Raw genomic sequence first — 13,375 nt, forward strand, 5'->3', positions numbered from 1 at the left:
GTTGAAAGAATGTTCAAAGGCGTCGGTAATGAAGCTCTCGGCTGAAGTAGGTGAAGTGGAAAGCGTTGATGTCGCTGCGCCCAGGCTCGGGGAGATGCTCCTTGCGGACCAGAAATTGTCGCGCAACGACCTGGAGAGGGCGCTGGAGGTCCAGCGCTCCATGGGCGGACGCCTGGGCCGCCTGCTCATCAGCCTGGGACTGGTTTCCGAGGTCGACGTGTACGCCGCACTCTCCCGGCAGATTGACCTGCCTCTGGTGCGCCAAGACGCCTTCCCCAAGGAGAAGCCCGCCACGTCGCGGCTCAATACCAGCTTCTTGCTGGCCAACAACCTGCTTCCCCTGGGCAATGCGGAGGATGCGGACTCCATGCCGGAGTTTGCATCGGTGGACCCCCGGAGCGCTGCATTGCGCGATGCATTGCGCCTGGTGTTCGGGGATGTGCCGAAGATATTCTTCGGCCTCGAAACCGAAATATCCAGCCAGCTCAACGAGTGGTACGTCCAGGACCCCGAACAGAACGAAGAAACCGGGGGCGACCAGTTCGAGGCCTCCGAATTCATCGAGCACCTGCGGGACATGGCCTCGGAGGCCCCCATCATCCAGCGGGTGAGCCACATCCTTTCACAGGCGGTGGCAGCCCAGGCCTCGGACATCCATATCGAAACCTACGAAGAAAAATCGGTGGTCCGCATTCGGGTGGACGGCGAGCTGTATCCCATCGACGAGATCGACAACAAGGATGCCCCCGCGGTCGTGTCCCGCATCAAGATCCTCTCGCAACTGGACATTGCGGAACGCCGGATGCCCCAGGATGGCCGCACCAAGCTGCGCGTGCATGGAAAGGAAATGGACTCGCGCGTGTCCACCATCCCCACCATGTTCGGCGAATCCGTCGTCATGCGGTTGCTGGAAAAAAACTTCGACCTGCTTTCACTGGAAAGCCTGCATTTCACGCCGCCCACGCTGAAAACCATGCGCCAGCTTCTGAGCGTGCCGCATGGCATCTTTCTGGTGACAGGGCCCACGGGGTCGGGTAAATCCACTACGCTGTATGCCTCGATGCAGGAGCTGGAGGGCGAAAACCTCAAGATCCTGACGGTGGAAGACCCGGTGGAGTACCGGTTGCAGTGGCTCAACCAGGTGCAGGTGCAGCCCCAGATCGGACTGACCTTTGCCAAGGTGCTGCGCTCTTTCCTGCGCCAGGACCCGGACGTCATCATGATCGGAGAAATGCGCGATGGCGAAACCGCCGAAATCGCCGTGCAGGCCGCGCTGACGGGTCACCTGGTCATGTCCACGCTGCACACCAACAGTGCGCTCGGCGCCATCGTCCGCCTGATCAACATGGGGGTGGAGCCCTATCTGATCACGGCATCCGTGGTCGGCGTGCTGGCGCAACGCCTGGTGCGCAAGCTGTGCGAGGAGTGCAAGACCCCGCTTTTGCCGGACCAGGCGCAGGCCGCGGCGGCATCCCTGGGGGTGCCTTTGCAAGAGGGGCAGGTCATTTACAAATCCGTGGGTTGTGCCGCCTGCCGGGGCACGGGCTATCGGGGGCGGATCGCCGTCCATGAACTGCTGGTCCTTACGGAAGACGTCAAGAAGGTGGTCCTTGAGAGGGGCTCCAAGCTCAGCAGCGAAGACGGCGCCTATGCCGGGGGGAACTTGTTGCAGGATGGCGCCACCAAGGTCTTCAAGGGTCTGACAACGGCAGAAGAAGTCCTGCGCGTCGCTCGTCAAAATGATTGAATTTCAATACGATGGCATCACGTCCGACGGCAAGGCCTGCCAGGGGACCGTCCGCGCGCTGAATCTGGAAAGTGCGCGGCTGCGGCTTATCGGGCAGGGCGTGACACCGGTGCGCATCGCGGATGGATCGGGGGCGGTCTCCCAGGATGAGCCGCAAGGTCGGGGCGCAAAGCTCAAGCGCAGCGAAATACTGCTGTTCAGCCGTGAGATGGCACATCTCAAGCAGGCCAACATGCCGCTCGACAAGGCGCTGGTCATGCTCAAGGAGACGGCGAACACGGAGCGGCTGAAAGCATTCATTGCCAAGGTGGAGGAGGGGGTACGGGGCGGGAAATCGCTGTACCAGTCTCTGCTGCCTTTCGAGCGGGACCTGGGGCGCCAGTATCTGGTCCTGATACGGGCTGGGGAAACCTCTGGTTCGCTGCATGTGGTCCTGAAGGAACTCACGGTCCAGCTCGAGGCCGAGGACAAGCTGCGCAACTACGTCATTTCTTCCATGACGTACCCGGTCATCTTGCTGGTGGTCGCTGTCTTGTCCGTCGTTCTCCTGCTGGCGTTCGTGGTTCCCCAGTTCCGGGAAATCTTCGACTCCATGGGCGACAAGCTGCCCTATTCGACCCGGCTGGTGGTCGACCTCAGCGATCTGATCCGCTCCCACTGGATGGCGATCCTGTTAGGCTTGGCAGTTGCGCTGTTCCTGGGCTCGCGATGGAGCGCAACGCCCACGGGGCGGTTGCGTCTCGACAGCGTGCTGCTGGATCTTCCCCTGTTCGGCAAGGTGCTGCGGAACCTGCAGTTCGCCATCTATTTCCGGACCTTCGGCATTTTGCTGCAGCGGGGCGTTCCGATGGTGGATGCCTTGCGCATTGCAGTGGATACGTTGACCAATACCGCGCTGCGCAAGGATATCGAGCCGCTGGTCGGTATCGTGAAAACCGGCAAGCGGCTTTCCACGGGTTTTTCGTCTCCGTACTTTGCAAAATCCAGCACTCCGCAGCTCATTCGCGTGGCAGAGGAAACCGGCCAACTGGATATTACGCTGCTGGGCTTGGCGGATCGCTACGAGGATGAGGGCCGCCGGACCATGGGGCGTGTCTTGGCGGCCATGGAGCCTTTGATAATTATTATTCTGGGGGCCTTGGTTGCATTCATCATTATTGCAATCCTGGGTGGTGTCTTGTCGATTAACGACACAATTTGATTTTGATTGTTTAAGAGATTTGATATGAATGTAAAGAATTCTGGCAGCAACGGAATGGCGCGGGCGAAGCGTTCGTCGGGCTTCACACTGATCGAATTGCTGGTGGTGCTGGTGATCCTCACGCTGCTTGCAGGGCTGGTGGGCCCGAAGGTGCTGGATCAGCTTGGCGGCGCCAAGTCCAAGACCGCCCGTATTCAGATTTCTGAAATCGAACAAAGCCTGGATCTCTTCAAACTGGATGTGGGCCGTTACCCCAACGACGCCGAGGGGCTGCGCGCCCTGGCGGACCGGCCCGCGACAGCGCCGGGCTGGAATGGACCGTACCTGAAGAAGGGCTTGCCCTCTGACCCATGGGGTGCCGCCTATCTTTACAAGAACCCGGGCCGCAACGGGGGGCCGGACGTGTTTTCCCTGGGGGCCGATGCCAAGCAGGGCGGGGATGGCGAAAACTCGGACGTTTTTAACTGAGCCGCGTCCCCGTTTGCAGCACCGCTTGGTGGTTTCTTTCGCATGAGCCCTCTCTTGATGGCGCCATTGCGCCGCGTCCAGGGCTTCACTTTGCTGGAGATGCTGGTCGTGTTGGTACTGGCCGCCATTACCGTGTCGGTGGTCGGCGCCGGGGGGCAGGCGTACATGGAGCGGTCTCGCTACAGCCAGGTGGTGCGGGACGTCTCCAGCCAGCTCAACAAGGCGCGCGCACTCAGTGTCCAGGAGGGTCGGCCGGTGACCGTGACCTACCAGCCGGAAATCCGCAGGCTTGTAGTGGACGGACGGTTGACCCTGGACGTGCCTGGACCATTGCTGGTTCAGTGGGAAGCCATCGAACGCAATCCCAAGTCCACCAAGGCTGCAGCAGGCGCAGCGGGAGAGCCGATTTTTGTATTCAGTGCAGACGGTGGTGCTCGAGGCGGGCGGTTGGCGGTCCTGCGCGGCGGGCAAGGTGTCACTTTTCGCGTGAACTGGTTGCTCGGAACGGTGGAGCAAGCCACGACCGTGGCCCCGTCATGACGGTGAAACGCTGCCTGCCCCCTTTTCTGAACCCGCTTTTTCAGCAATGCAGGCGAGAGCCTCGACCGCAGCGGGGGTTCAGCCTGCTGGAGGCGCTGGTTGCCATGGCCATCGCTTCCATTGCACTGGCAAGCCTCTATCGAAGCGTGGGGCAAAGCTCCAAGAATGTCATGGATGTGGAGGCTCGCGTGGAGGCCTCTTTGGTGGCCAAGTCAGCGCTGGCCGCCGGGGTTTATGCCGAAGATCTGATCAAGCAGGATTCCGGGCAGTCGGGCGTGTGGCGCTGGCGCATCCAGGTGGTGCCCGAGCAGGTTCCCATGATGGACGAAAGCGGTCGTCCTGCGCCAGGAGGGCCCGTGCGCGCGGCGCGGGTCACGGTGGAGGTCAGCAGAGATGGGGTGACCGCGGTGACGTGGACCACCTGGAAACCATACAGGTCTGCGTCATGAGCCAGGCCTTTCGCAAAACCTCTCGCGGGTTCACCTTGCTGGAGCTGCTGATCGCCCTGGCCGTCACGGCAGCCGTGGTGGCGCTGATGTTTGCGGGTGTCGGCGTGATAGGCCGCTCCGAGGAGCGCAACCAGCGGGTGATCGACCGGTCCGAGCGGATGATGGTGGTCAGCCAGTGGCTGGGGCGCAAGTTTGACACCCTGCGTTTGCTGATGCAGCGTACGAGCGAAAACAAGGTTGTGACATTTTTCAGCGGCAATGCGGCGGGTGTCATTTGGGTAGCCCCTTTGCCGGAGCGTGGCGATGCGGGAGGGCTGTATGTGTTCCGCACAACACCGTTGCGCCATGAGAATGGTCGTGTCGATCTGTCTGTCGAGGCTATCCCCTATGACGGGGCTCTGATGGCGTTGGATTGGAGTCGTGCCTTGCGAGAGACGCTTTTGCCGGACGTTCGAACACTCCAGTGGTACTACCAGGATGGTCAGACAGGGGAGTGGACGCAACAGTGGGACTCCACCAAAGCACAGTATCCTGCGCGGGTCAAGGTTGAGCTTGCCGATGCGCAGGGGGACTGGCCCATGCTGATTTTCCCTTTGACGAGGGCAAGATGATGGCCCGCAGTAAACGCCGTAGCAAAGGCGCAGCGTTGATTCTGGTGCTGTGGCTGGTGGCTTCCCTGTCATTGGTTGTGATGGCGAGTGCTCGGGGTGTTCGTCAGCAGACACAACGCGCGGCTCTAGATCTGGAGCGCATGCGTTCGGAGACCGTGCTGGATGCGGTCATCCAGCTGGCGGTGCAGCGGGTCATGTCGGAGAAGACTGCGGACAGTGGATACCGCATTCAGCGTTTGTCCCTGGGGGGCAATGAAGTTTGGGTGGAGATCACGCCCTCCGGCGGGCTGGTGGATGTGAATGTCGCAAGTGAAGCCTTGATGCAGGCCTTGTTCCAACGGGCGGGCGGCCTGACATCCGGCGAAGCCGCTATCCTGGCTTCGCGCGTGCGGGATTTCATCGATCCTGACGATACGCCTGGCGGTGTGGGGGGGGCCGAGTTGGCTCAGTACCGTGCGGCGGGCTGGCCCGCCAAGCCCCGCAATGCGGCCCTGGATGACCTCTCTGAGTTGAGATCGGTGCTGGGAATGACGTCGGAGCTCTATGAGATAATCGCGCCCCACTTGGGTATCAATGGGCAGCAACGCATCGAAACCGGTTCGGCTCCTCCAGCACTGATCGACGCCCTTTCGGGGCAGCCAGGCTTGGGGGCTCGCATCCACAACTCCTCTCCAGAAATGCGGGCTGCGGCGCTCCAAACAGGAGCCGCAGCCGACTTTTTCTCGCCTACCCGGGCAGGCGGTGGGCAAACAGTGCGTGTCAAGGCGTTTGTGCGGACTGAGGGTGATCGATGGTGGCAGCGTGAGGCATGGGTTGATCTCAGCGAGCGTCCAGGCAACTTGACGCCGTGGACAATGCTCTCGCTGGAGCCGACACGCCGCTTTAACAAGCCAGAACAGGAATTCAAGCCATGACAGGTTGGGGGCAACTATCTCTTCGTGCGCAAAAGGTGCTGGACCGAATGGCCTGGGGTTTTGGTGATCTGAAGCGAGTCCTGGTGGAGCATGGGGCTTGGCCCTCGATCGCGAATCCCGCCGTGGCTTCCGATGGCGGACGCTGGTCCATTTCAGGAACGCGTCTGCGCAAGCGCACCAACAACCGCAAGGCGGCCAGCCTGCTGGTGCCAGAAGCTGACTGCCTATGGGGCACGGTGCAGTTGCCGGACATGCCCCAGCGCTCCCTGGCCGGGGGGGTGGAGGAAGCCCTTTGGCGGGTTTCACCCATGCCTCCAGAGCAAATCGTGGCTGCCTGGCGTGCTGAGCCGAAGGCCCAGGGCGGATGGGTGGTCGAGTGGGGTATGTGCCGGCGCAGCTCCCTGGAGCAGCAACTGGCGCAGCACGGATTTGCGGGGAATGCACCGGTGTACATGGTCCGCCAAGGGCGCGCTCTCCCTGTCCATGGTGCGGCATGGCAAAAGCAGAGCAGCCGCCAGCACTGGATAGATGGAGCCGCCGCAGCATTTTTGTTGCTGTTGCTGGTCGCTTTGTCGCTGCCCGCATTGATGCCACTCGTACTAAAACGGCAGGCGGTGGTCCGCGCTGTGCAGCATGTCGGCATGCTTGAGCCCAAGGCGGCTCCTCTGCGCCAGAAGATGGATGAACTGCGCAGTCAGGCTGGAATGGCGGAAGAGTTGCGCAAGAGTATCGCCATCGACATGCCTCTGGCCAGCGTGATTGACGGGCTCTCATCTGCGATCCCGGCCGACACCTGGCTCGATCGTCTCGAAGTCAATGGATCCGAGATAAAGATCACTGGCCTGACTGCCAATGCCACCGAACTCATTGGGCACCTCGGACGGCAACCGGGATTTGCTGATGTCCGGGCAACTGCTGCGAACGTGCGCGATGGCGCGTTGAACAAGGAGCGCTTCACGATCGAATTGCGCTGGCGAGGTGAGGGGGCAAAGCCATGAAGATGAATGTTTGGCGGCGTCATTCGATCGTTTTGCTGCTAGTGCTGTGCATTGGTGCGCTGGCATGTGCTGCATTGGTCTATAGAGCACTCTGGGTACGCTACGAAGGTGCGCTGCATCAGTTGGAGCCTCGCAGCGAGCGGCTGGAGGGCGTGGTCAACGCGGGCTCTGAAATCGAGACGCTGCTCAGCTCCGCGAGCAATACCGTTGCCCCTTTGCTTCACCCCGCCGGTGAGGCTGCGCAGAACGATATCCAGCAGAAGATCCGCCAGTTGATCATGGCCTCTGGGAGTACGCTGGTTTCCTCCCAGGTTGCGTTGGAGCCAGGGGGGGAGGGCAAGCTGGCGCGCATCCGCCTGACGGCCACCGTCAGCGGCGAATGGGCCAAACTTGTGAATTTCATGGAAAGCTTGCAAACGCAACGTGCGCCGTTCTGGGTGCGCACTGCCAACATCATGCGCGAGGGGGGGAGCTCCGGGCCCGGTCCCCAGACTGCCCGTCTGACGCTGCAATTGGAGGCTCCCTTGGCACCAGAAAAGGTCAAGCCATGATCAAACCTTGGCATCTTGGCCCGGTACTGGCGGTTGCCGCATTGGCGGCCAGTGCTTACTGGTGGCATAACGAAAAAGATCGATGGAGTCCACCGCCGCCGCGCAAGCCTGACCTCCCCAAGGTCGAACCCATGCCCGAGCCAATAAGCGTCCGCGCTAAGCAGGCCGTAGAGCGTCCATTGTTCTGGACGTCTCGGCGCCCGGTGGTTGTGGATGAAAAGAAGACCAGCTTGGTTACGGAATTGACGCAGTCACGCCTTACGGCCGTACTGGAATCCGGCCTGCAGCGTGTAGCTATCCTTCAGCGTGCGGATGGCACCACACTCAAGATCACCGGGGAAACAAAACCGTGGCGGATAGAGTCATTTGACGGCCGCAACGCGGTGTTTCTATCTGCGGACGATCAACGCGTAGAACGCCCGCTGGAAGCAGGAAGCGCTGCGGCGCCCAAAGCCGGTCCTATTGGCGATCGCCTGCGCAGGCCCACCATAAATCAGTAAGCCACTGCGGCATACCCCCATATTGGAGCTATATCTCTATGAACATTCGGCCATCCATCCTTTTGCTGGCGTTGCTGGCTGCGGGTTGCGCCAGCACACAGGGCGGGCCTGCCGCGGCTCCTTCGCCCGAGCAAACGGTGGCGGCATCATCCGATGTTGCTGCAAGCCCGTCGCCTAAGGCGGCTGCGCCTGCGCCAATTGCCCCTGTGGCACCCAATACTGCGGAGGCTGCGAAGGGGGCCAAGGTCCCGGAGCAAAAGAGTGCGCCTTCCAGCACCCGCCTTTTTCCTGGAAATGACCAGTTCTTCAAGCGTGACGTTGCGCCGCAAGTAGACCCCGTCCTCGCCAAAGGAGACAAGGTCGCACTCAACTTCGAGAATGTCACGGTCAGCAATCTGGCGGTGGCGTTGCTGGGTGACTTGCTCAAGCTCAACTACACCATTGACGCCGGCGGCGAAACGGTGGTGAGCCTGCATACCCGCCAGCCGCTGCTGCGCAGCCAAGTCCTGGACGTGCTGGACGCTGTGCTCCTTCCCCATGACCTGGCGATCGTCCGCGACAACGCAGGCGTTTACCACGTTACCAAGCGCACCGTCACCTTGGGAGCTCGCCCGGTAGTGGGCGCGTCGCGTTTCAAGGATTTGTCGGGGGCCGGGACCGTCATCGTTCCGTTGAACCACATCGCTGCGGCCGAAATGGCCAAGATACTGGCGCCCATCGCACCGCGCGAAGCCATCGTCTACGTGGATGCCATGCGCAACCTGCTGGTGCTGCAAGGAAGCAAGGCCCAGTTGGGTGGCTGGCTGGAGATGGTCGAAGCCTTTGACGTGGATTTCCTTTCCGGAATGTCGCTGGGAGTGTTCGTGCTGGAGAATGCCAACGTCAATGTAGTGCGTGATGCGCTGCAGGCGATGTTGGGTGCGGACAGCGGCACCGGTGCGGCGCCACCAGGAGGCGCGGCACCAGCACCAGCGGGAGTGGGTGGATTGCCAAATGCGGGTGGCGGAGCGAGCGCTGGAGGCGGCGGAGCATCCGCGCAGGTGGCCACTCCCTTGGGCGGGCTCATTCGGGTGTTCCCGGTTGAACGTCTCAATGCCCTGGTCGTGGTCACTCCGCGAAGCCACCTGCTGGCCCAGGTGGAAACCTGGATTCGGCGCCTGGATCGCCCGACCGATACGTTGGAGGCCAGTCTGTTTGTCTATCCGGTGCAAAACGGCTCGGCTTTGCAACTGGCTGAAATGCTCAATGGCCTGTTCGGTGGGGGGCAATCCGGGCAAGGCAGATCCGGCGGTGTGGCATCGGGCTCTGCTCCCACGCAGTTTTCCCAGGGCGCGGGTCTGGGTGGGGGGGGATTTGGTGCTGGCTCCGGTCTTTCAAGCAGCAGTTCCAGCCCCTTTGGCAACACGGGCAGCACGGGCGGCATGGGCAGCGGTTCCCTGGGGGGTGCCCTCGGTGCCGGCGGGAATAGAACAACATCTCCCAACAACACATCGCTCACTTCGACCAGCCAGTTGGATGGCAATGTGCGGGTTGTAGCTGATGAAAAACGCAATGCCCTCCTGATCCGCGCCCCACGAACCGAGTACCGCCGCATTGAGCAGGCGTTGCGGGAGCTTGACAAGGCGCCGATGCAAGTGCTGATTGAGGCCAGCATCGTGGAAGTGAGCCTAACGGGAAATCTGGAGTACGGCGTTGAGTGGTATCTGCAGAATGGCCTCAGTGGCGGCCGTGAAGGGCAGGCGTCGCTGAACATGAACACGAGCGGGGGAATAGGGCCAAAGCAACCGGGTTTTTCGTACAGCATCGTGAACTTGAGCAAGGCCAATCTGGTGCGCGCCACGCTTAACGCACTCGCCGAAAAGTCGCAGGTGCGCTTGCTGTCCAGCCCCTCCGTGCTGGTACTGAATAACCACAACGCCACCATCCAAGTGGGCCAGCAGCAGCCTATCAAGAGTTCTACCGCGGTCACGACAGGCAATTTGGTGACCGAATCCATCACCTACAAGGACACGGGGGTGATGCTTTCAGTGACGCCTTCTGTCAATGCGGGGGGATTGATCAGCATGGATATCTCCCAGCAGGTCACAGACGTTGGTGAGCAAGACATCGCGACGACTCAACGGGTGTTCCAGACCCGCCAGATTCAGACGCGCGTTGCCGTGCGTTCGGGTGAGCCTATCGTGCTGGGTGGGCTGATTCGTGAAAACGACAGCGGAAGTCGCAGCGGTATTCCAGGCCTGGCGGATATCCCGGTGTTGGGCTCATTGTTCTCCACCACGTCCAACAAGCGCAATCGCACCGAATTGCTGGTGCTGATGACGCCGCGTGCCCTGGAGGATGACGACCAATTGCGTTCGGCCAGCGCTGAAATGCGCGAGCGCATGCGTTCGCTGTCCTTGCAGGCGCAGCCTTTCAACATTCGTCCCGCCGATGTGCCGCTTCAGCCATGGCGCTGAGCTGTCTCTGTGACAGAGTCAGTATCAGTAGCGTTAAGCCCACGTCCGACACCTAGACATCAGGAGATTCTTTACATGACGCAATCTTTTACCCGCCGCCACTTGTTCAGGAACCTTGCAGCTCCGGCTGCCGTCATGCTTGTACTGGCGGGGTGTGCTACCACTGGTGGGGCGGTGTCGCCCGAGGCGGACAAGGCTGCTTTGCTGAAACGTGCCCAAGCCTATTGGGCATTGTTGCGCGCCAATGACAGCTTGGGGGCATGGCCCTATGAGGAAGCGTCCAAGGACCCGAAAGCAACGGTGGAGGAATACCTCAAGCGCGGCGGAGTGGCCTATGACGCGGTGGAGGTGCGAGGCGTGCGTAGCATCGAAGGCGACCGTGCTGTGGTGAACTTGTGGATGCGCTATTCGCTCCCGCTGCTGCGCCTCAAAAATCAGGAAACAGCAGTAGAAGATGAATGGCGCCGCATTGATGGCGTATGGCACCACGTTCTTCGCCGCAGCGTGATGTTCACCAAAGACAAGGAGTGAGCGTCGTTGTTTGAGTGCAACAAACGCACAGGGAGCGAGTTTCTGGTGGAAATAGGTTGAAAAAATTAAAGGTATCAGTATAAGATTGCATCAACCCAAACGGAGTACGGATGGGTTGCAGATCCCGCACAGGGTGGGAAAGCTTCCTTCAATTATCTAAGGACTGAGAAGATGAAAAAATTTGCAGTGGCAGCCGTTGCAGCCGCTGCGCTGAGTGCTGGTGTGGCGCAGGCGTACACCGTGGGTACGTACAGCAATGGCGTGGTGGTTCCTAACGTGATCCACAACGGCGCAGCAGACACGACCGCAGTTGGCCTGATCAACCAATCCGGCGGCACCCGTGCTGTGTATTGGACGTTCTTCGACCAGAACTCCAACCACATCACCGACGGTTGCTTCCCCATGACCAACCGGGACTACCAGTCCTTCATCTGGGCTAACGAATCGGGCGGCAGCCTGACCAACGTGCGTGGCTACCTGGTGTTCGCGCTGGGTGCAACCACCGCTGGTGGCGCTGCTCAAACTGCTTGCTCTGGCGCCGCTGTGCTGGCTACCGGTACGGACGCTGTTGGCATTTCTGCCAACGCATTCCAAGTGAACGCTGTTGCCAAGGACGTCGCTTTCACGCCCGTGATCGATGGCCCTCTGTTGATCGGTTCGGCCGTTGACATCACCAAGATGGATGCCAACAGCCTGGTCGCTGTGGCCGGCGCTGCTCAGACCTTTGGTGCAGTTGCTCCTACGTTCAGCATGCGTTACGCCATCGACCAAGCCCAACTCGGCCTGGACACGGCTGTTGTTGTCTGGTCCACGGGTGACCACCGCGGCACGCACACCGTCAACATCTATGACGACAAGCAAAACCGCAAGTCTGTCAACTTCGCTCTGAAGAAGGCTGAGCTGGACTGGTTCGATCCAGAAACCATCCTGGGCCTGCCCGCAACCTTCACCGATGGCTTCATCGAGTGGACGCCGAACGTGGTTCCTGGTGACTTCGCTGCTCTGGGCGGCACGCCCGGTACGGCTCTGGCTCAGCAGACCCAAGGTTCCGTGTTCACGTACTCGTCGATCAGCTCGACGGCCTTCGGTGCAGTGCAAACCCTGCTGGGCGCGCACACCGTTGTCGCTCCTTAATAGGACAGCCTGATATTGCAAGTGCTACGGCACTTGCTTATTAGGATTCGCCTGATCGTTGCCGTTCTCAAGAGGGCGGCATGCAGATGGCAATAAAAATAGCGCCGCAAGGCGCTATTTTTTTTGCGTTGTAAGGGGGTGTGGGTTATGGCATTGAAGTCTCGATTTGTGTCTTGCTGCGCATTGGTTTTTATGGCCGCAGGGATTCTGGCGGGCTGTCAGACGGCTGGCTTACAAGAGGATTCTGCGGGAGGGCGTGGCGCCGAGCCCGCTCCAGTCTCACGGCAGCTTTCGATCCCGGTTCCTGTTTCCTGGGGGGGGGAGTTGCGGTGTGGTACGGGGGGGTGTTTGCTCGTGGCGGTGGAGCACGAAAACAATATGGTTGCATTGCATCGCGTAGACGGTCGCAAATCCGTGCAACTCGACCGCCAGCCCGTGGCATACCATCCCGATTCAGCCGTGTGGCTAGCGGATGACTTGCTCGTGGCCGCGGTGGAGGCCACGGCCAGTCTGGACGTCTTTCGCGTCAAAGGTTCGAAGCTCGAGCGTCTGCAGCAAATCCCTGTGGGTTTTCCGCCGCGTGACGTGATGGTGGCAAAAGCGGAGCGGGGCCGGTACACATTGTTGGCTACTCCTTATAGTGGTAAAGAGGTTGCATGGGTGATGGACTGGTCTGTCGATGATCGCCAGGCACCCACTGTCAAGAAGGTGGGCTGGTGCGAAGCACCTTGGCATCCCGTCAAGCTGAGCCGTGCGCGCGGCATCACCGGGCCAGCCATCGCCGTGGCGTGTCTGGATGGCAAGCGCCTGGTTGCGGTTCCCGAATCCAGCGTGCTGTCATCGCCGGTCGTTCTGGCATCCTTCCCTGTCATTTCGCGCAATGCCGCGCCTTCCCCGTCGGGCGACTGGGTGTATGTTTCGCTGGAAACGGGTGCTCGCAATGCCCGCGTCCATATGGAAACCGGGGAACTCCAATGGATTCAATCCCCTCTGACCGGCAGCGTGTCAGTTGCACCCCTTGAAGACGATCTTGTCATGTGGGGAGAGGATCAGGAGCTCTATCTGCAGCGTTTGGGCGCCAAGGGCGAGGTTCTTGAAACCCGTTGGCAGAACGTCAGCGGCTTCGCAACGCGTCTGCAGATTCTGGATGTGGACCAGGACGGTGAGCGCGATGTGGTCGTTTTCAATTCTGGTGGCGAGGTAATTGATGTCGTGTACGGCCCTCTTTGGGATGGCGCCAAGGTGCAACGTGTGCCGCGGAAACGCGCACGCTGA

General features: G+C 60.7%; 14 protein-coding genes. All 14 read left to right on the top strand.

Annotated elements, in window-relative coordinates:
* The first annotated feature begins 28 nt into the window (after window positions 1-28).
* The 14 genes from AC3RCE_RS04010 to AC3RCE_RS04075 all read left to right on the top strand — a co-directional run bounded on the left by AC3RCE_RS04010 (window position 29) and on the right by AC3RCE_RS04075 (window position 13,375).
* Window positions 29-1,747 carry a GspE/PulE family protein gene (locus AC3RCE_RS04010; RefSeq protein ID WP_218340511.1) on the top strand — a complete coding sequence of 573 codons (1,719 nt, stop codon included), beginning with the start codon at window positions 29-31 and terminating at the stop codon, window positions 1,745-1,747.
* Window positions 1,740-2,948: a type II secretion system F family protein gene (locus AC3RCE_RS04015; protein WP_218293185.1), complete on the top strand. Its 1,209-nt coding sequence runs from the start codon at window positions 1,740-1,742 to the stop codon at window positions 2,946-2,948. The genes AC3RCE_RS04010 and AC3RCE_RS04015 overlap by 8 nt, the downstream gene beginning before the upstream one ends.
* 24 nt (window positions 2,949-2,972) lie before the next feature.
* Window positions 2,973-3,416: a type II secretion system major pseudopilin GspG gene (gene gspG, locus AC3RCE_RS04020; protein ID WP_255591270.1), complete on the top strand. Its 444-nt coding sequence runs from the start codon at window positions 2,973-2,975 to the stop codon at window positions 3,414-3,416.
* A gap of 42 nt (window positions 3,417-3,458) precedes the next feature.
* Window positions 3,459-3,956, top strand: coding sequence for a GspH/FimT family pseudopilin (locus AC3RCE_RS04025; RefSeq protein ID WP_255591269.1), 498 nt, complete (start codon window positions 3,459-3,461; stop codon window positions 3,954-3,956).
* Window positions 3,953-4,405: a prepilin-type N-terminal cleavage/methylation domain-containing protein gene (locus AC3RCE_RS04030; RefSeq protein WP_492254576.1), complete on the top strand. Its 453-nt coding sequence runs from the start codon at window positions 3,953-3,955 to the stop codon at window positions 4,403-4,405. The genes AC3RCE_RS04025 and AC3RCE_RS04030 overlap by 4 nt, the downstream gene beginning before the upstream one ends.
* Complete coding sequence (locus tag AC3RCE_RS04035; RefSeq protein ID WP_492254577.1) at window positions 4,402-5,016, top strand: prepilin-type N-terminal cleavage/methylation domain-containing protein; 615 nt, start codon at window positions 4,402-4,404, stop codon at window positions 5,014-5,016. The genes AC3RCE_RS04030 and AC3RCE_RS04035 overlap by 4 nt, the downstream gene beginning before the upstream one ends.
* Window positions 5,016-5,930 (top strand): type II secretion system minor pseudopilin, encoded by a 915-nt coding sequence (locus tag AC3RCE_RS04040; protein WP_492254578.1) that lies wholly within the window; start codon window positions 5,016-5,018, stop codon window positions 5,928-5,930. The genes AC3RCE_RS04035 and AC3RCE_RS04040 overlap by 1 nt, the downstream gene beginning before the upstream one ends.
* Entirely contained in the window at window positions 5,927-6,928 is a 1,002-nt protein-coding gene (locus AC3RCE_RS04045; protein ID WP_218293189.1) for a PilN domain-containing protein, read from the top strand. The genes AC3RCE_RS04040 and AC3RCE_RS04045 overlap by 4 nt, the downstream gene beginning before the upstream one ends.
* Window positions 6,925-7,479 carry a GspMb/PilO family protein gene (locus AC3RCE_RS04050; RefSeq protein WP_218293190.1) on the top strand — a complete coding sequence of 185 codons (555 nt, stop codon included), beginning with the start codon at window positions 6,925-6,927 and terminating at the stop codon, window positions 7,477-7,479. Before AC3RCE_RS04045 ends, AC3RCE_RS04050 begins: the two co-directional genes overlap by 4 nt.
* Window positions 7,476-7,979 carry a hypothetical protein gene (locus AC3RCE_RS04055; protein ID WP_255591266.1) on the top strand — a complete coding sequence of 168 codons (504 nt, stop codon included), beginning with the start codon at window positions 7,476-7,478 and terminating at the stop codon, window positions 7,977-7,979. The genes AC3RCE_RS04050 and AC3RCE_RS04055 overlap by 4 nt, the downstream gene beginning before the upstream one ends.
* 206 nt (window positions 7,980-8,185) lie before the next feature.
* The gene (gene gspD, locus AC3RCE_RS04060) at window positions 8,186-10,435 is read left to right on the top strand and encodes a type II secretion system secretin GspD (protein WP_370628417.1); all 2,250 of its coding nucleotides are present in this window, start codon (window positions 8,186-8,188) and stop codon (window positions 10,433-10,435) included.
* Between the two features lie 75 nt (window positions 10,436-10,510).
* Entirely contained in the window at window positions 10,511-10,966 is a 456-nt protein-coding gene (locus AC3RCE_RS04065) for a hypothetical protein (RefSeq protein ID WP_492254579.1), read from the top strand.
* A 171-nt stretch (window positions 10,967-11,137) separates the two neighbouring features.
* Window positions 11,138-12,100 (top strand): hypothetical protein, encoded by a 963-nt coding sequence (locus tag AC3RCE_RS04070; RefSeq protein ID WP_492254580.1) that lies wholly within the window; start codon window positions 11,138-11,140, stop codon window positions 12,098-12,100.
* A 378-nt stretch (window positions 12,101-12,478) separates the two neighbouring features.
* The gene (locus tag AC3RCE_RS04075) at window positions 12,479-13,375 is read left to right on the top strand and encodes a hypothetical protein (RefSeq protein ID WP_218293194.1); all 897 of its coding nucleotides are present in this window, start codon (window positions 12,479-12,481) and stop codon (window positions 13,373-13,375) included.

The organism is Acidovorax sp. GW823-FHT05D11, from assembly GCF_058795695.1.